This window comes from Pseudoalteromonas sp. NBT06-2, from assembly GCF_002276045.1.
Classification (GTDB): Bacteria; Pseudomonadota; Gammaproteobacteria; order Enterobacterales; family Alteromonadaceae; genus Pseudoalteromonas.
Genome location: NZ_NQMR01000149.1, coordinates 1 through 18,768 on the forward strand (window position 1 = coordinate 1; position 18,768 = coordinate 18,768).

At 33.9% G+C, this 18,768-nt stretch carries 17 protein-coding genes; 9 read left to right on the forward strand and 8 right to left on the reverse strand.

The genetic code is table 11. From position 1 onward, the window contains the following. Window positions 1–68 precede the first annotated feature (68 nt). The 7 genes from add to cyaY form a co-directional block, all read right to left on the reverse strand. The gene (gene add, locus CJF42_RS21250; protein WP_095368593.1) at window positions 69–1,058 is read right to left on the reverse strand and encodes an adenosine deaminase; all 990 of its coding nucleotides are present in this window, start codon (window positions 1,056–1,058) and stop codon (window positions 69–71) included. 95 nt (window positions 1,059–1,153) lie between these two features. Continuing rightward, the gene (locus CJF42_RS21255) at window positions 1,154–2,275 is read right to left on the reverse strand and encodes a heme biosynthesis HemY N-terminal domain-containing protein (RefSeq protein WP_095368594.1); all 1,122 of its coding nucleotides are present in this window, start codon (window positions 2,273–2,275) and stop codon (window positions 1,154–1,156) included. Between the two features lie 3 nt (window positions 2,276–2,278). Then, complete coding sequence (locus CJF42_RS21260; protein WP_095368595.1) at window positions 2,279–4,129, reverse strand: uroporphyrinogen-III C-methyltransferase; 1,851 nt, start codon at window positions 4,127–4,129, stop codon at window positions 2,279–2,281. Window positions 4,130–4,258: 129 nt separating this feature from the next. Further along, window positions 4,259–5,200, reverse strand: coding sequence for a hydroxymethylbilane synthase (hemC, locus tag CJF42_RS21265; RefSeq protein ID WP_095368596.1), 942 nt, complete (start codon window positions 5,198–5,200; stop codon window positions 4,259–4,261). 99 nt (window positions 5,201–5,299) lie between these two features. Continuing rightward, window positions 5,300–6,106 carry a DUF2914 domain-containing protein gene (locus CJF42_RS21270; RefSeq protein ID WP_095368597.1) on the reverse strand — a complete coding sequence of 269 codons (807 nt, stop codon included), beginning with the start codon at window positions 6,104–6,106 and terminating at the stop codon, window positions 5,300–5,302. An 8-nt stretch (window positions 6,107–6,114) separates the two neighbouring features. Beyond that, entirely contained in the window at window positions 6,115–6,771 is a 657-nt protein-coding gene (locus CJF42_RS21275) for an alpha/beta hydrolase (protein ID WP_095368598.1), read from the reverse strand. 30 nt (window positions 6,772–6,801) lie between these two features. Continuing rightward, complete coding sequence (gene cyaY / locus CJF42_RS21280) at window positions 6,802–7,128, reverse strand: iron donor protein CyaY (protein ID WP_095368599.1); 327 nt, start codon at window positions 7,126–7,128, stop codon at window positions 6,802–6,804. Between the two features lie 211 nt (window positions 7,129–7,339). Here cyaY and lptM point away from each other — a divergent pair, with 211 nt between their 5' ends. The 9 genes from lptM (at window position 7,340) to CJF42_RS21320 (ending at window position 17,195) form a co-directional block, all read left to right on the forward strand. Further along, window positions 7,340–7,510, forward strand: a complete 171-nt coding sequence (gene lptM, locus CJF42_RS26920; RefSeq protein ID WP_141235620.1) for an LPS translocon maturation chaperone LptM — start codon at window positions 7,340–7,342, stop codon at window positions 7,508–7,510. Beyond that, window positions 7,511–8,782 carry a diaminopimelate decarboxylase gene (gene lysA / locus CJF42_RS21285; RefSeq protein ID WP_095368600.1) on the forward strand — a complete coding sequence of 424 codons (1,272 nt, stop codon included), beginning with the start codon at window positions 7,511–7,513 and terminating at the stop codon, window positions 8,780–8,782. After that, a complete protein-coding gene (dapF, locus tag CJF42_RS21290; RefSeq protein WP_095368601.1) occupies window positions 8,776–9,606 on the forward strand; it encodes a diaminopimelate epimerase in 831 nt (276 codons plus the stop codon). Before lysA ends, dapF begins: the two co-directional genes overlap by 7 nt. A gap of 12 nt (window positions 9,607–9,618) precedes the next feature. Then, window positions 9,619–10,230, forward strand: coding sequence for a DUF484 family protein (locus CJF42_RS21295; RefSeq protein ID WP_095368602.1), 612 nt, complete (start codon window positions 9,619–9,621; stop codon window positions 10,228–10,230). Beyond that, window positions 10,230–11,195: a tyrosine recombinase XerC gene (gene xerC, locus CJF42_RS21300; RefSeq protein WP_252097690.1), complete on the forward strand. Its 966-nt coding sequence runs from the start codon at window positions 10,230–10,232 to the stop codon at window positions 11,193–11,195. The genes CJF42_RS21295 and xerC overlap by 1 nt, the downstream gene beginning before the upstream one ends. An 8-nt stretch (window positions 11,196–11,203) precedes the next feature. Then, the gene (locus tag CJF42_RS21305) at window positions 11,204–11,917 is read left to right on the forward strand and encodes an HAD-IA family hydrolase (protein WP_095368603.1); all 714 of its coding nucleotides are present in this window, start codon (window positions 11,204–11,206) and stop codon (window positions 11,915–11,917) included. A 282-nt stretch (window positions 11,918–12,199) separates the two neighbouring features. Beyond that, window positions 12,200–12,733 carry a hypothetical protein gene (locus CJF42_RS21310; protein ID WP_095368604.1) on the forward strand — a complete coding sequence of 178 codons (534 nt, stop codon included), beginning with the start codon at window positions 12,200–12,202 and terminating at the stop codon, window positions 12,731–12,733. A gap of 184 nt (window positions 12,734–12,917) precedes the next feature. Continuing rightward, a complete protein-coding gene (uvrD, locus tag CJF42_RS21315) occupies window positions 12,918–15,083 on the forward strand; it encodes a DNA helicase II (RefSeq protein WP_095368605.1) in 2,166 nt (721 codons plus the stop codon). After that, window positions 15,084–17,195 (forward strand): tRNA(Met) cytidine acetyltransferase TmcA domain-containing protein, encoded by a 2,112-nt coding sequence (locus CJF42_RS21320; RefSeq protein ID WP_095368606.1) that lies wholly within the window; start codon window positions 15,084–15,086, stop codon window positions 17,193–17,195. 246 nt (window positions 17,196–17,441) lie between these two features. On the opposite strand, the gene CJF42_RS21325 is transcribed toward CJF42_RS21320, so the two are convergent. Beyond that, complete coding sequence (locus CJF42_RS21325) at window positions 17,442–18,275, reverse strand: CZB domain-containing protein (RefSeq protein ID WP_095368607.1); 834 nt, start codon at window positions 18,273–18,275, stop codon at window positions 17,442–17,444. Between the last annotated feature and the right edge of the window lie 493 nt (window positions 18,276–18,768).

The window sequence follows — 18,768 nt, forward strand, 5'->3', positions numbered from 1 at the left end:
ACATGCTTAACTGAATGGTGTTGCCATATAGGCGCATTTTTTTGTATTTAAGTAGTTAGATTTTAAACCTATAAACTCTGTAGAGCCTGTTTTTCGGCTTGTGTTAGAAACGCAATTTCCAGTGCATTTTTTTGTGCTTTAGTCATATCAGCTTGGCTTAAGCCTGCTTTAGGCGCTGCTATTTCATATTCATAGTCAATTTCAATACCACTTACACCAGGATCATCAGTATTGATTGACGCTAGAATACCGTGATCTAAAAAGCTTTTAAGTGGATGAGCTTGGTAACTGGCAACAGTACTTGTTTGTATGTTACTTGTTAAACAAGATTCCATGCCTATTTTATACTCTGCTAAGTAATCCATTAAACGTGGATCTTCAATTGCCTTAACACCATGACCTATACGTTGTGCACCTAGTTCATTAATCGCTTGCCAAATACTTTCAGCGCCCGCAGCTTCACCAGCATGAATTGTCACATTTAGGCCTGCATCTCTCACTTGATTAAAGTGACTCACAAATAATTCACCAGGGAAACCTAATTCATTACCTGCTAAATCCACAGCAATTAAATCATCTTTACAGCTTAGTAATGCGTCTAGCTCTTGCTGACAAATTTCTTGACCATAAGTACGAGATAAAATTCCAATCAATTTCACTTTAACTGGGTATTTTTCACAAGCTGCTTTAATACCATCAACAACCGCTTCCACAACGCCTTGTGGGTTTAAGCCTTGCGTTTGTGCCATATAATAAGGGCTGAATCTTAGCTCAACATAATGAAGACCTTGATTAAAAGCGTCTTCGACGTTTTCGATTGCAATACGGCGACATGCATCATAGTTGCCTAATACAGCCACACCCCAATCTAGCTTTTGTAAAAAAGCCATTAAATCAGGTTCATTTTCTAAAACTTGCACATGAGGCTTTAAAGAAGCCAAATCATTAGCTGGTAATTTAATATTGAATTGCTGACCCAATTCTAAAATTGTTTGTTGACGTACGTTACCATCAAGGTGGCGGTGTATATCAAGTAATGGAATTGTTTTATCTATCATAATTGGCTCAGTCTTTTAAAAATTTTCAGGATCATACTTGAGTAATAGCTCAAAACCAAATTAACTGACTTTGAGCTTGTTTAGCGAGCTAATAATTAGCTATATTTTTGATATAAAGTAAGCGCTAAAGGCATATCTTCTTGTTGATTAAAACATGAAACCGCTGCACGCCAATGGGCTTGCTTATAGGTTTCTGATTGATTAAATACAGCTTTAAATACTTTTGCTGCTAAAGTATTATCTTGCTGTGCTTTTGCAATATAAGCTAAGCATAGCAGTAACTCTGCTTGCTCTGGCTGTTTTTTTAAAGCTTGTTGCACTAGGTTTTGTAACTTATTGCATTGATAGTTTTTCGCAGCTGCAAGTATGTCTAATAACGCTAAATAACGCTCTTTTTTAAGCATTTTTATCAGTTCAGCTTCGATATCTTTGGTTTCACCTAATTTTAGCAATGCTTTTAAATAAGTATTATTGGCCAATATTTTTAAATGTCGACTTAATTGATTATATCTTTTTTTAATCTCTTCAATGTTTATTTCACTAAAATAAGATTTAAAAATATTTAACCATTGTTCATCATTTAATATTTTCTTTTTCTCTAGCTGTGGAAATAGATCCCCTAGTTCATGCCATTTTTTTTGCTGGATTAATAACTGACTATACAGGTTTAATTCGATGCTTGAGCTTTTCTTCTTTTTAGCGACAGGGGCTAATAATAACTGCGCTACTTCAACTTGCTCTAACTCAATAAATAATTGCGCTGCATATTTTTGGTCTTGCTCATCTAAGTTATTGAGTAAATCTAAAGCTTGAGATTTATTGCCTTGCGCTAACGCAGCTTTAGCCGCTGTTGCTTGACTTAAGCCTTGCCAACCATGAGGCACTGATGATTTAGCTAACAATTTAGCAGCTGTTATATGATCACCCGACAAACTCGCCCACATACCTTGCTGTAAGTTATCTAATTTCATTTTTTCATTGCGGCTGGTAAAACGAAATTTAGTATTGCCATAAAGTGACCATAGATATGAAATCAATTTATACAAACAATACAAAACAGCAAAAGATACACTTAGTAAAATACCAAAGCTTATCAAAGTGCCATCAATAACAGTATTGTTCCAAGATATCAGAATATACCCTTTTTCATCTAATACTAATGGTGCTAAAGCCAAGGTAATAGAAGCAATAAATAAAAAAAACAAAATTCTAAACATTGCTTATAACTCCGCAATAAGATGGGTTGAGATAAGTGAAAATTGGGGTTTGAATTCTATTTTTTGCAATGCGAGTTTATTTATTTCTTTCAATGAATGTTTCACATTAGTTGACTCTAAATCAAAGTATTTGGAAATTAACTTCGATGCTTGGTTTAATGAATTTATATATACTTTTTCTTCTTTTTGCATTAATGCTGCTTGTGCTTGAGCCAAGTAAAATTGAATATTAGTTTGAATTAAACTTTGCTCTTTTAAAGTTAGTAAAGCCTCAATAGGTTTAGATCTGTCTCTAATGCGGATAAAACCATCTTTTAACATATCCCAAGTTGTTTTCAAATTTTGCTTAAAATCTGCAATATCCTCGGTTAAAACAGCTTGTTCAGCAGTCTTTTTTTCAAATTTAGTTCTTGCTGTTTCCGTATTAAAAGGAAAGTTTTTTACTTGTTCATTAATACCATAAACAGTAAAGTATAAAGAAGCTGTGTCCACAGTTTTTAAACCCTTTAATAACTGAATATCTTGCGCTATAGCTAGCCTTATATCATTAGTTTCACCATGCTCTGATAATAAATTGTCCAACCTATTAAATATTGCCACTGAACCTTGATAATCCCGCTCGATCTTAGCTTTAAATTCAGCCATGCGATGTAAACTACGTACTTCTTGTGGATTTAAAGTGACTTTAATATTTTTAATTTCATTTAAACTACTTTCAAGTTGCTCTGAAATATTTTTCTCACTGGCATTTAACGCGGTTTCTACTTGTAATTTTTGGCTGGTTAACTCATTTTTTATCGCACCAGCTAAGTTTTCACTATTATTTTTTATTTGCGATTTCAACGCATTTAACGACTGCTCTAAATTTTGATTATTCATTTCTAACTGCTGAATCAAAGCGTGTTGTTGATTATGGCTATAGAAATTAAAAGCAAAACCACCAGCAGCGCCTAAAGCAATTAATAAAGATAATACGGCAACTGCATTACCTTTGGGTTTCACATATGTATTTTGTGTATTCGCCATTTCTGGTGTTTGAGTTTCTTTTTCACTGATATTTTTATCACTCATAGTGGCAGAGGCCTCCTGGATACGAGCATGAACTAAGTTATTTTGTATTTTGTTATGGTGGCAAATTATTTCTGATAAAATAGCGTCATCTGATGCACCATTACAGTTATGAATATTTTCCAAAGGTACATTAAATTTTTTTAAATATTGTGCAGTTCTATCACTTACAACATAAAACCGACATGTTTGCAGCCAATCCATGCCTTTTACTGTTAAATCACTAAAAATAGCATCAATAGCAGCGTTACTGGTTAATACTATACTGTCTATTTTTTGGTGTTGCCACTTTTGGAGCCAATCACAAACCTTTCCATCTACTTTTTCACGCTGATAAAGATTGATAGTATTTAATCTCGCACCTCTTTTATTTAAGGTTTTAGCTATTAAAGGCCTTCCCCCCTTACCTTTGGCTAATACAATGCTTTGTGAGTCAACTTGTTGTAATTGCTTTAATGCCAGTAAACCTTCTGAATCTTGTTGCTTGGGTACTATAGCCTGTTTATTAAATAGTTCAGCAATGGTTTTCGCCGTTTTAGCACCTACAGCAAAAAATGTCGTATTTGAGTTTATTTCTGGTGATAAAGCAGCTAATGATTTAACTGCATCTTGAGATATAAAAATGAGTTTATCTGCGTCAATCAAAGGAGAGAGTTGTGAACTTGATACTGCTACAGATTGTAAATCTAGTAATGGAAATGAAAAAGCGACATACCCTTCATCTTCTATCGATTTAACTAAGCTTTCATGTTTATTTCCAGGGCGAGTGATGAGAAATACAGACATTAATTATTCCTTAATAAAAAATTCCTAGATAGATGATTTCATCATTACTGTAGGAATTTTATAACTATCGGTTCGCGATAAAAATACTTGCCCACAACATCACTTTAATAAATATACTTAGCTGATTTATTATGCGTCTCGATAAACTTCAGCAAGGATTTTATCAGCTCCTCGGCCTAATAAAGTATCTGCGAGTTGCTCACCTAATTGCTCAGCATCTGAAACAACACCTGATACAGTGTCTTGTAAAATAATGGAGCCATCTACTGCGCCAACTAAACCTTTTAATGTTAACTTATCGGCTTTAATTTCAGCATATGCACCAATAGGTACCTGACAACCACCTTGTAATTTACGATTCATAGCACGCTCAGCTAATACGCGCATACGTGTTTCATTATGTTCTAGTGGTGCTAATAATGCTTTTGTTGCTTCATCATCTGTTCTACATTCAATACCAACTGCACCTTGGCCATTTGCTGGTAAAGAAACGTCTACACCAATAAAGTCACTAATACGCTCAGGCATCTCTAAACGAATTAAGCCTGCAGCTGCTAAAATGATCGCATCATATTGACCCTCATCTAGTTTTGCTAAACGTGTATTTACATTACCGCGTAAATCTCTGATCTCTAAATCAGGACGTAATGCTTTAATTTGACATTGACGTCGTAAACTAGAGGTACCAACGATCGCGCCTTTAGGTAATTCATCTATTGTTTTATAGATATTAGAAACAAATGCATCTCTTGGATCTTCACGTTCACAAATAGTATGTAGCGTTAAACCTTCTGGAAATTCAACTGGTACATCTTTCATTGAATGTACAGCGATGTCAGCTCGACCATCTAACATTGCTTGTTCCAGCTCTTTAACAAAAAGCCCTTTACCGCCAATTTTAGCAAGCGGCGTATCTAAAATTTTATCGCCTTGAGTAGACATAGGAACTAATTCAACAGTTAGCTCAGAGTGAAACTTTTTAAGCTCAGCTTTAACAAATTCCGCTTGCCATAATGCCAGAGCACTCTTACGTGTGGCTATTTTTAATACTGTTTTTGTTGCAGTTGTCATAGTATACCTTTCAATAACTCTTAAAATTAATATATTTATACCAAAATAACTTCATGATGGGTTGAAACAGCGCAGCGATATAAGTCCACGCTCGCGTCATTATTTAATATGAAATGACTTACTAGCTAAAATATTTTTCTTTGCATTCACTAATTCAACACGCCAATTACCATTTTGCTTTGTCATTATTTTTTTTGACGAATATGTTCTGTATTTTTCGCTAAAAATATTTAATTCAACTTCTGCCATTAAAGTATCTTCAAAAAACCAACGATGAGAGACTACTTGCAACTGCATATTGTTTATTTCAGTAAAAAAGAATAACTGTCCATTTATACTCGACTGAAATATTTGAGAACTTAAAACATCAACCGGTTCTTTATTTTCTACAGAGGTTGTTAAAACAGCCCGAGTTACAAAGTCAGTATCAATTAAGCTATCATAAGATACTTTAGATAAATGACTCTGAGCTATTAATGTTGATGAATGAATGATTTGATCATTAACTAACGTATCATCTTTTTGAGCTTTAACTATCTCAGCTTCTACAACTTGAGGAGCAACAGATTCACTCTTTATTTCGTTACTTTTTGTAGTTTTCTGCGATTTTTCTTGTTTTATGATGCTTTCTGTTATTAATGGTGATTTTTGAACAAGCTTACTCGTTTTTTCAGACGCTCTATTTAATTTCGTTTTTGCCTCTTCATTGTATGCTTCTACATTTAAAACTACTGCGGTTTCATTAACCGAAACAGCAGACAGCATCCACCAAACAACACAGATCAAAATTAATAGTATACTCAAAAAAGTTAAAACAATACGGTTCCAATGCCATTGATATTCAACTTTATCAATGGCATTTGTGTCTTTTTTTATTTTTGTTGTGATTGTTATTTTTTGACTCACAAAAAACCTTACTGAAGTTGTTCAATTAACCAATTACGTATCACCATGACTTCTTCACCACATACTTGATGCCCCATAGGGTAATCATGCCAAGTGACGTCCATGCCCGCACTTTTCATTATATCTAATGCCTGCTTTCCTGCAAACATAGGAATTACTTCATCTTGAGAGCCATGTGCCATAAGTACCGTTAAATCTTTTTGTATTGTTTCATCATTAAATTTTTGCGGTGCACACATATAAGTAGAAAGCGCCATAACACCTGCTAATTTATGCTTAAATCTCGGTGCTAAATGCAATGCAATGACGCCTCCTTGAGAAAAACCAGCTAAAACTATTTTATCAGCATCAATACCTAACGCCATTTCTTGCTCAATAATTTCCTCGACCTGTGAAGATGATTCTCTCACACCTGGTTCATCTGCGCGTTTATCTAAATCCAAAGAAATAATGTCATACCAAGCACGCATTTCCATATTATTATTGATTGTGACAGCGCGAGTAGGGGCATGAGGGAAAATAAATTTAACTCCGATATCATTTGGGATTTCTAATTGAGGCACGATTGGTGCAAAGCCATCACCAGAATCACCTAAACCATGTAACCAAATAACTGTTGCTTTATGCTGTCCTTGCGGCTCACAAATAACCGATTTCAAACTCATTCTCATCTCTCTTTTTAATTGTTTTTTATTTTATTTTAGTTCTGATAACCACTTTATTTCAGAACCAGCTTGTTGTGTAGATACTTCAGATAAAAACTGCCAAAATTCGGCTTGACTTCTATTATCGATCCATTGCGTTCCATTAAATTCAAAGTGATGACCATTAAATTTAGTTGCTACCCATAATTGATGTAATGGCGCTTGTTTATTTAGAATAACTTTACTTTTATCTGGAAAAATTATTTCTAAAATACTCGGTGCTGATTCGTAATCTAGATCAGCATCAAAGTCATCAATTTGCTCTTCAATAGTCAATAAAACCGAATCTACAAGTTCGTGATATTCATTGTCTGTCATTTTACTTCCTAATACTCTTCATATTGAGAATTTTAATAAAATAAGAACATTCCTATTACCTAATTTTTTATGTTCATAGAATAGGGTTTTCTTTATTTAAACTTAGATTTAATGTCGGGATAAAAAAAAGCCCCCTCGACTGTCTGCATTTACAATTTTTTCTGTTACTCTGCGATTATAAAGAGTAAATACTTTGATCTAAAGAAAACTTATGCAAAGAATAACATATCGACACATCACTCTATTTTTATGCTTATTATTTATTGGTGCTTGTGGTCAAACCGGTGACCTTTATTTACCAAAAGAAACACAAGAAAAACCTAAAGTTACAGTTGAAGAAAAAAAAGAAAATCAGCAAAAAAAAAATAAACGGGACAAATAAATGGATTATTTTAATTATCATTCACAGCACCTTCATGCTGAAGATGTAAACATAAACGATATTGCCCAGCAATACGGCACTCCTTGTTATATTTATTCTCGTGCAACTTTTGAACGTCACTATAATGCTTTTGTTGATGCAGCTAAAGCACATAAAAATCTGATTTGTTATGCGGTAAAAGCAAATTCTAACATTGCGGTATTAAATATCCTTGCAAAATTAGGTTCTGGTTTTGATATCGTATCTCAGGGAGAATTAGCCCGTGTAATTGCAGCCGGTGGAGATACTAAAAAAGTTGTTTTTTCTGGCGTAGCTAAAACAAAACAAGAAATCACTTATGCTTTAGAATTAGGTATTAAATGTTTTAATGTTGAATCTATTGCAGAACTACATAATATTTCAGCCATAGCGTCAGATTTAAACTTAATTGCACCTATTTCAATACGTGTAAACCCCGATATTGATGCAAAAACACATCCTTACATTTCCACAGGCCTAAAAGAAAATAAATTTGGCATTGATATAAATCAAGCTGTTGACGTATATAAAGTAGCAGAAAAATTACCAGGCCTATCGATACAAGGCATAGATTTTCATATCGGTTCACAATTAACTGAAGTAACGCCTTTTCTTGCTGCATTAGATAAAATCTTAAAACTAATAGAAGAATTAGCTCAAGAAGGCATCAAGATCTCACACTTAGATGTAGGTGGTGGCCTAGGAGTACCTTATCAAGGTGAAGAACCTCCTCATCCAAGCCTTTATGTCAATAAAATAAATGAAAAAATAGCTCACTTACCAGATCTTGAACTCATTTTTGAGCCAGGTCGTGCTATTGCAGCCAATGCAGGGATTTTAGTGACTAAAGTTGAATACTTAAAACAAAATCAAGACAAACATTTTGCAATAGTAGACGCTGGAATGAATGATTTATTAAGACCTTCACTTTATCAAGCTTGGCAAAATATTATCCCTGTTAATGCTAATATTAATGTTAAAATAGAGAATAATATAAAAACACACTATTATGATATTGTAGGTCCAGTATGTGAAACTGGTGACTTTCTAGGTAAAGATCGCGATTTAGCGTTAGAACAAAATGAATTATTAGCCGTACGCAGTGCTGGTGCTTATGGCTTTACAATGAGCTCAAATTACAATTCTAGACCTCGCGTATGTGAAATAATGGTCGATGGTGACAAGGTATATGAAATCCGTAAACGTGAAACTATACAGCAACTATATCAAGGAGAAACCTTGCTACCATGCTAATTAATTTTTCAAAAATGCACGGCTTGGGTAATGACTTTATGATGGTCGATAATATTACTCAAAATGTTTTTTTATCAAAAGATCAAATAAAAAAGCTTGCAGATCGTAACTTTGGTATAGGCTTTGACCAGTTATTAATGGTTGAAGCACCTTATGATCCTGATTTAGATTTCCATTATCGTATTTTTAATGCTGATGGCTCTGAAGTCGCACAATGTGGTAATGGTGCACGATGTTTTGCACGTTTTGTTCGTATGAAAGGCTTAACCAATAAGCATCGAATCACCGTTTCTACCAAAGGTGGTAATATGACTTTATATATTGAAAAAGATGGTCAAATTAGTGTAAATATGGGTCAACCTAAATTAGAGCCCAGCAAAATTCCATTTAAAGCGAGTAAACGCGAAGCAACTTATATTTTTCGCGCCGACGAACATACTATTTTCAGCGGTGCTGTTTCAATGGGCAACCCTCACTGTGTTGTTGAAGTCGATAATATTGAAACCGCTGAAGTAAAGACATTAGGCCCTTTGCTGGAAAATCATGAACGCTTTCCTGAAAAAGCGAATATTGGTTTCATGCAAATCTTAAGTCGTGAACATATTAAACTGAGAGTTTGGGAACGCGGCACAGGAGAAACTTTAGCATGTGGAAGTGGTGCTTGTGCTGCTGCGGTTATAGGTCAAGTTCAAAATAAATTAGATCCTCATGTACAGGTAGATTTACCCGGTGGCACATTACAAGTTAGATGGCATGGAGAAAACCAAACAGTGAAAATGACTGGACCTGCCGAGCATATATTTGATGGCCAAATAGCGATTTAGAGAAATAATAAAATGAATACATTATCTGAACAGCAAGTAGTAGCCTATTTAGAAAAAAACACGGACTTTTTATTAAATAACCCTGATTTGCTTGATCAGCTAGATGCAGTCTCCCAGCAAAAAGGCACTGTTTCTTTAGCGATACGTCAGCAACAGATACTAAGAAAGAAAAATCAAGATTTAAAACAAAATCTCGATTCATTAATACAAATAGCAAAAAAAAATGAATCTATCTTTAAAACTTTTAGCTCATGTTATCGCGATTTAATGCTTATCAATGATTTTGATGAATTAGCAAAACAATTAAATAATGTTATAAGTAAAGAATTAGCAGTTAAAGAATCGAAATTAATACGTTTCGAGCCAAAATTACAATCTATAATTACTCATAGACTTAATGACTCTAAAACTTATTTAGGAAGAACAACTCTAGATGAAGTTAAAATGTTATTTAATGAAACATGCCAATCAATCGCACTTTATTTAATTGGAGATGTTGATGCTCCTTTAGGTATTTTAGCTTTTTCTAGTGATGATCCTTTGCAATTTACACCATCACACGACAATACTTTCATTAATGAGTTTGTGCAAGCGCTTAAAATTAAACTGATTGATATTAGCTAGTGGACAATACCATCCCCTCTGTTATTCCAAAGCAGTGGCAAAGCCCCATTAATGCCTTTATCCAATACTTAAAAGTTGAAAAAAATTACTCAGAACATACTTTATTGCAATATAAAACGCAGTTAAAGCAAGCAGCTGAATTTTTACAACACCAGGCTGAAAACTGGTTAAAAGTACAACCAGAACATATTCGCAGTTTTAGTATGCAACTCAAAAGCAAACGACTTAGTAGTAGAACAATCAATTTAAAACTCTCTTGTATTCGCAGTTTATATAAATATCTACAAGCATTAAAAATACAACAGGCTGCAAAAAATAAACAAGCTGTAAAACCACTCAATAACCCAGCAGAAGCAATAAAAGGCCCTAAATTCGAAAAGCCTTTGCCTAAAAATTTGGATGTAGATCAAATGAACCAGCTTCTTGAAATACCTCCAGAAGACAGCTTAGCGATTAGAGATAAAGCAATGATGGAACTGATGTATTCATCAGGATTGCGGATAAGTGAATTAGTCAATGCAAATTTAAAAGATATCAAATATCAGCAAGCTGAAATTCGCGTATTAGGTAAAGGGAATAAAGAGCGAATTATTCCAATAGGTAGTAAAGCATTAAAAGCCCTTAAAGATTGGTTAAAATGCCGAGGCGAATTTGCAAAACCAGATGAAATAGCACTATTTTTAAGTAAGCGTAAGAATAGAATATCTGTTCGCCAAGTACGCGAAAGAATGAAACAATGGGGAATGAAACAAGGTATTTCGGCTGCTATTCACCCTCATAAATTACGCCACTCATTTGCTTCTCATATTTTAGAATCAAGTAGTGACTTACGTGCAGTCCAAGAACTTTTAGGTCACAGCAGCCTATCAGCGACTCAAGTTTATACACATCTTGACTTTCAACATTTAGCGCGAGTTTATGATAAGAGTCACCCAAGAGCTAAAAAAATTGATCGCAACAAATAAGAGCACATATGAAAATATTTAGAAAATTAAATAATATAGAAGTATTAAGCTTTGATTTAGATGATACCCTTTATGATAACAAACCAATAATTAAAGCAGCACTTGAAGCACAATTTAACTACATTAAACAAATCCCAACGATTGCTGATAAATGGCAAGCACAGAGCTCTGATTTTTGGGATAAGTGCAGAAAGACAGTAGAGATAAATTCACCTGGAATAGCACAAAATGTTACTTTATTACGTCAACATGCTCTAAAATATGCTTTTAATTTTTTAGGACTTAACGATGAAGAAAGTGAGTTTCATAGTAAAGCCGCTTATCAAGCTTTTATTACAGCCAGAAGCCAAGTCGTTGTTGCACCCGAAGTATTAACCTTACTTAAAAATTTAAATAAAAAATATACCTTAATTGCAATCACTAATGGCAATGTCGATATCAGCAAATTCTGCTTAAAAGACAGCTTTGAATTTTTACTGATGGCAGGATTTGACGGCCGACAAAAACCAGCAGCTGATATGTTTGAACTAGCAGCAGAGAAGCTTAATGTTAAGTTAGAAAATATCTTACACATTGGTGATAACTTAGACTCAGATATTCAAGGTGCTAACAATAATGGTTGTATGTCTTGTTGGTTGAATGAAGATCCGATAAAAACAAGTTACAAAGGTCTTGCTGATATAGAAATTAGTGATATAAAGCAATTAGCTAAACTTTTATAGTAATAAGTTTTTATTAAAATCACCATACACCCCTTATTTAAATCCTAATTAAACCTCTCTATAGAAAGTAGCAATTTAAGGACCCAAAAAATATATTTTACGGGTCCTAGTAATACCAATACGATTAAGTTAGTGATCAAATTTTAATAAGGATAAATTTTCAAGAACAAGGCGCTTGATTGAGTAATAGCAGGCTATTAGGATTGAAAGCAACGATGTTATTAGAATATTTAGTTCATCCTAAAATCAGCAGTAGCCCCTAGATACAACTTAGATTTAGCAATGCAAAATAATATGGCTAATAATATGAATATCATTACAAATAAAATGCTCTCTATTGATAAAAAAGCTAAAGAAAGAACCCTATACGGCATTATTGGCTTTTCTATTATTGTTTGCGCTTTGTCAGCTTTAAATTATCTAATGTTTTTACTTGGCCAATCCATGTTTACAATTGCAGGTACTACAACGTGGATTGTTTGGTTTATTGTTTCGGCTTTTCGCTTAATCAAGTTTAAACATAAAACTAATGACAACAGCTTATGTATTAAAAGCGCTTTAGAATCCAAGCTCCACAGAGTAGATAAAGAAATTGAATGCTATCAAACCTTAATTTATTGGGTCTTGGCACCTATGAGTGTAGGTATAGTTTTAATATTGATAGGTAGCCAATCTTCAATAATAACCTTTATCAGTTTCGTTATATTTTGGGTTTTGGGTATGTATTGTGCCAATAAATATAACTTACGATATATAGATAAAAGTCTTAAACCAATAAAACAAGAAATTACTGAAAATTTAGCTTCATTGACTTAGCTTTTATCAACACGAACAAAACAAACAACAGAATATATAAATATGGACTACCTGTTTATAAAAACAGTATTCTATTTGAACTGCCTATTGCTCCTGTTGTATCATAGTCATAATTAATAATGCCACCTGGTGGCTCAATAGAATTGCAAAACAAATCTATTAAATGACAACTTTGGTGGTATGAATGGACGTATCTGAATTACTTGATGGCTTAAACGATAAACAACGCGATGCAGTAGCTGCACCTTTACAAAATATGCTGGTATTAGCAGGTGCAGGCTCAGGTAAAACCCGAGTTTTAGTGCATCGAATCGCTTGGCTAATGCAAGTTGAAAACGCATCCCCATATAGCATTTTTGCCGTAACTTTTACTAATAAAGCCGCAAAAGAAATGCGTAGTCGTGTAGAAGAAACCATAAAAAGTTCAATTGGTGGTATGTGGATAGGTACATTCCACGGTTTATCGCACCGAATTTTACGTGCACATCACGCTGAAGCTAACTTACCTGAGTCATTTCAAATTATAGATTCTGATGATCAAATCAGAATGATACGTAGATTGCTTAAAGCCTTAAATATCGATGATAAAAAATGGCCTGCCAAACAAGTTACTTGGTACATAGGCGCAAAAAAAGATGAGGGTTTAAGGCCTAAAGATATTAAAGCCTACGATCCTAATGAACAAATGCTATTAAGAATTTATACCGCTTATCAAGAAGCCTGTGATCGTGCTGGTTTAGTCGATTTTGCGGAAATTCTTTTACGTTGCTATGAAATATTAAATAACAACCCTAGTTTACTGCGTCATTATCAAGGCCGTTTTCCACATATTTTGGTAGACGAATTCCAAGATACCAACACTGTTCAGTATGCTTGGTTAAAACTACTTGCTGGCAAAAGAAATAATGTCATGACTGTGGGTGACGATGATCAATCAATTTATGGTTGGCGTGGTGCTAAAATTGAAAATATCCGCCGCTTTTTACAGGATTTTAATGCTGAAACGATACGATTAGAACAAAATTATCGCTCAACTGCCACCATATTAAAAGCAGCAAACACTTTAATATCCAATAACTCAGAACGTATGGGTAAAGACTTATGGACCGAAGATAACGAAGGTGAGTTAATCTCAATATACGCTGCTTTTAATGAGTTAGATGAAGCTCGCTTTATTGTTAGTAAAATCAGTGAATGGAAAAGCAAAGGTAAAAACTTAACCGACACAGCCATTTTATATCGTAGTAATGCGCAATCTCGTATTTTAGAAGAAGCTATGCTGCAAGAAGGTCTCAAATATCGTATTTATGGTGGTATGCGATTTTTTGAACGCCAAGAAATAAAAGACGCCCTATCTTATCTGCGTCTAATTAATAATCGGCAAGATGATGCCGCTTTTGAACGTATTATTAATACACCTACTCGCGGTATCGGAAACAAGAGTATTGGCTTAATCCGAGATTGTGCACGTACTCAATCATTGCCTTTATGGTACGCAGCGCAAAGCTTAATTGAGCAAAAACAACTCACAGGCCGCGCTGCAAATGCTGTCGGTAGTTTTATCGCCCTGATCAGTCATATAGAAAAACAGATCCAAAATTCAGAACTCGAAGAACAAGCTAAATTTGCAATTAATCATTCCGGTTTAATGGCGATGTACCAAGCCGAGAAAGGTGAAAAAGCACGTGCTCGAGTAGAGAATTTAGAAGAATTAATTAATGCTTGTTCACAATTTGAAACACCTGAAGATGAAGAGTTTTCTTCGCCGCTATCCAGCTTTTTATCGCATACAGCGCTAGAATCTGGTGAAGGACAAGCAGATGAGCATGATGATGCTGTGCAAATGATGACGTTACATTCAGCAAAAGGTCTTGAATTTCCTTTAGTATTTATGGCAGGCGTAGAAGAAGGTATGTTCCCATCACAACAAAGCCATGATGATTCAGAGCGTTTAGAAGAAGAGCGTCGCTTATGCTATGTTGGCATTACAAGAGCAATGCAAAAGCTTTATATTAGCCACGCTGAAAGCAGACGTTTATATGGTCAAGAGAAGTATCACTCTCCTTCGCGTTTTTTGCGTGAAATCCCAGATGATTGCATTGAAGAAGTACGTATAAAAACACAAGTGATCAAACCTCAAGCAAGTAACCGCTTTAGCAATACAATGACCAGTGCCGCATTTGAAGAAACAGGTTTTAAGCTGGGTCAAAGAGTGATGCACAAAAAATTTGGTGAAGGAACTGTACTTAACTATGAAGGTTCGGGCTCTCAAGCCAGAGTGCAAGTCAATTTCTTAGATGTTGGCAGTAAATGGTTAGTAACTTCATACGCTAAATTACAGGCTTTATAAATGAACTCAGCAACAATATTGCCTAATAATGTTACTGCATATTTAGATATTTTAAATAACAATAGGCATAGGCAGTTATTGTTGCTGACAGGATCACAAGACTGGACAGCTCTCCAAGCAAATACATTGATAGAACAACAACTAGGTCGAAGATGCGTATTAAGTCGAAATAAAACTTTATTAGATGCCAATTGGCCTGAACATAATCACCAAATTTTAGGACAAGAATATCAAGTTGGGGTTTATGATGGTTTTCAAGGTATTTCCCCAGATAAATTAGCAGCCCTTGCTGGGACTATCACTTCAGGCGGTATTTTAATTTTAATACAGCCTGAATTAACACAACTTAATACATTTATTGACCCAGAATTTCAAACTTTCCAATCAGCTGAAATAAAATCAAATACTGTTAGTTATTTTAATCAAAGATTTAGTTTTCAACTTGATAAGCAATCATGTATAAAACTCGATCAAAAAATTGGTTGGCAATTACCAGAAATAATAGCTTATACACCAAATAAACATGATTTTACTCAGCAGAATTTATGTATAGAAGCCATAGTAAAAACAAGTTTAGGACGAGCAAATAGACCGTTATTAATAACTGCAGATAGAGGCAGAGGTAAGTCTTCAGCTTTAGGGTTAGCCTCTGCCGCTTTAATCAAACATAACAATAAAGTTATTATAAGCGCTACGCAACGTCGCTCAGTAGAATCAGCATTTAAACACCTTGCATCTATAACAAAGCTGGAATATAAAGTGGGCGATAATACCTTAGCCAATTTACATTTTATTGCTCCAGACAAACTCATAAACGAAGTACATAAAACAGATGTTGTATTTATAGATGAAGCCGCAGCTTTACCAGTTCCTATTTTGCAAAAGATATTAAAACTTTACCCTAGAGTCATATTTGCTACAACAATATATGGATACGAAGGCACAGGTCGTGGTTTTACCTTAAGATTTATGCCATATTTAAATAAACATTATAAAAATTGTCAAAAAACACTCTTAAACGAACCTATTAGATTTGCTAAAAATGACCCTCTAGAAAATACAGTAAACAAATTGTTGTGTTTAGAGGCCGACTGCGCTAAAAACTTAAAAAATATAACAAACCATATTAAAATCAAAGAAGTGAGCCAAGAAGAATTATCTAAAAACGAAAATTTATTAAATCAAATTTTTGGCTTGTTAGTTTTAGCTCACTACCAAACAACAGTAAATGATTTGAGACATTTACTTGATGGCAACCAAATTAAAATTTTTATTTCTGTTAGTGAAAATACAGTGATCGCTGCAACACTTATTGCAATAGAAGGGCAATTAACAGAGCCGTTAATTTCTCAAATACTGCAAGGTACTCGGAGACCTAAAGGCCATTTATTAGCACAATCAATTGCACAGCTAAATCACTGTGATCATTTTTTGAAAAATAAAATTGCCAGAATAATACGTATAGCCGTTCATCCTGAATTAACCCGAAATAATTTTGGTAGTCAATTAATTAAATATATTGAATCACACCTCAGGACGCAAGTAAGCGCTATAGGTGCTAGTTTTGGAGGTTATGCTTCTTTAATAAACTTTTGGCAAAATTTAGACTACCAAACTATAAAAATTGGCTTTAAAAAAGATAAAGTCAGTGGTGAGTACGCATTAATGGTATTAAAACCTCTCCTGCCAACTTCAAAAGTCTTTGTAAAAAAGTTAAAACAACAATTCGAACATCAACTTCCGCTTTATTTAATACATAGTTTCAGCGCAATTGACCCTAAAGTGGTAATTCAATTATTCCAATCATTTTCAAATAATCATGTTGTTAGCTTAGAGCATGATTTAATAGATATTAAACGTTACTTATCATCTCAACTTAGTTTAGCTCAAATCACTCCTAATTTATGGCGTGTAATATGGGAAAATATACAATTCATGCGCAAATGCGACCCACTTACCCAAGAGTTAATTATCAGAGTAATATTACAAAATCAAAGTAACAAGATCATACAGAATACAATGGCAATTAAAGGAAAAAAACAATTATCATTAGATATTAAAGATTCAATATCTGAATTCATAAACAAGGTGGTATTAACAATCAAAAAGTAAAAATAATCGCCTAAAATGATGGATACGAATCTCTCAATACAATAGATAATACTAAAAAATTTATTTTTAGGATAAAGCTTTTTCCCTGCTTGATTATGTTGAATCACCAACTTCGTATTCTATTTTGTTTAATTGAAAAATCGAATACTTCATATTTAATGTCTTACATAGGCCTGAGTTTTTACAAAATCATAAAAATGTATTTAATTATCAACCTAATTATTATAATCAAACATCTATTCAACTCTAATTTACGGGTTCAGGCTCAACTTTTTTCGACTCTTCTTCTAAGAAGATAGCCGATGGATCTATGATCACACTATGGATTTGCTCCATTTTAATGAGACCTCTCATCATATTTCTTGTTTGCGAATCGATATCAAAACCAACACTGGTAAGTTTTTCCAATGGCTTGATGTCTTCTTTATTAACATTAACACTTTGTCCTACTTTATCAACTAACAAACCTATGTGAGGGTGTACACCATCAGTAGTTGTGAAAATAATAATAGGTTTATAATCTAGCATGACTTGTTCTTTTGCTGATTCAAATAACCTTAATAAGAAAGTATAAGTAGTGCGTTTTTCTTCTTCAAAAATTGTTAATGCTTCTTCTTTATGGCCCTGCTGAACTTTGCTTAATAATTCATCTGCGAGCTGATGAATTCTATTGTGCGGTTCTGTAAACCGATCTAAAATAATTTGCAAATCTTCATCATCTGTCTTGAATTTATCATGCCATTGTCCAAATGTGCATTTATGTGGATCACGAACCCCATCAAAAGGCGTATTATTTATTAAACTATTCTCTAAAGATTGCATCCATTTAATGTGTTCTTTTTCTCTCGCTTGTAATAACTCTGCTAATTCTGCATTTGTTGTATAAGTTGATTCGCCATTTAAAATTAAGCCTAAATCAAATACTGGTGTAGGTGTTCCCATATAATCTTTTATACCAATAAAACTCTTATTTTTATTTGGTAATTCTGTTAGATCATCTTCAAACCTTTCGGTTACTAGGATATCGAGAATTTTAAGAGAGATAGTTTTTGAGCCAACTTTAAAGTTTATAAAGTCCATTGCTTCCCCTGCTAATTACTATTTTCCGCATTATGAATTTAAAGCATAGTGCAGATTAATAAATTTGCAGGGTAATTGGAAAGAAAAGTAGATTGTTTCTAAGAGATTAGATGAATAATTTATATTAAAAAAAGCTACAAAGATAATTAAACAGCTTAACCCGATGAAGTCTTTGTGTGATGTATTTAATGTAGATCGCAGTGATACCCATTAGTATAAATATATGATCTAATATTGTTTTTACTAACCAACAATAGAATGATATTGAATACACATAGCTCACAAGAATTAAAAGCCCTTTCCAACAACGTAAAAGCTTATCGAATGAGGCTACGTTGATTGGCCGTTTCACATTTTAAGTCTGGTAAAAATAGATCTGAAATTGCCCGAATGCTCAATATTAGCAGACGAATTGTTAATACTTGGGTTGCTAATTCCTTAGTAAAGTGATGCCTGCTCTTGAAAGTAAAAAGCCTACAGGCAGATCTAGCTA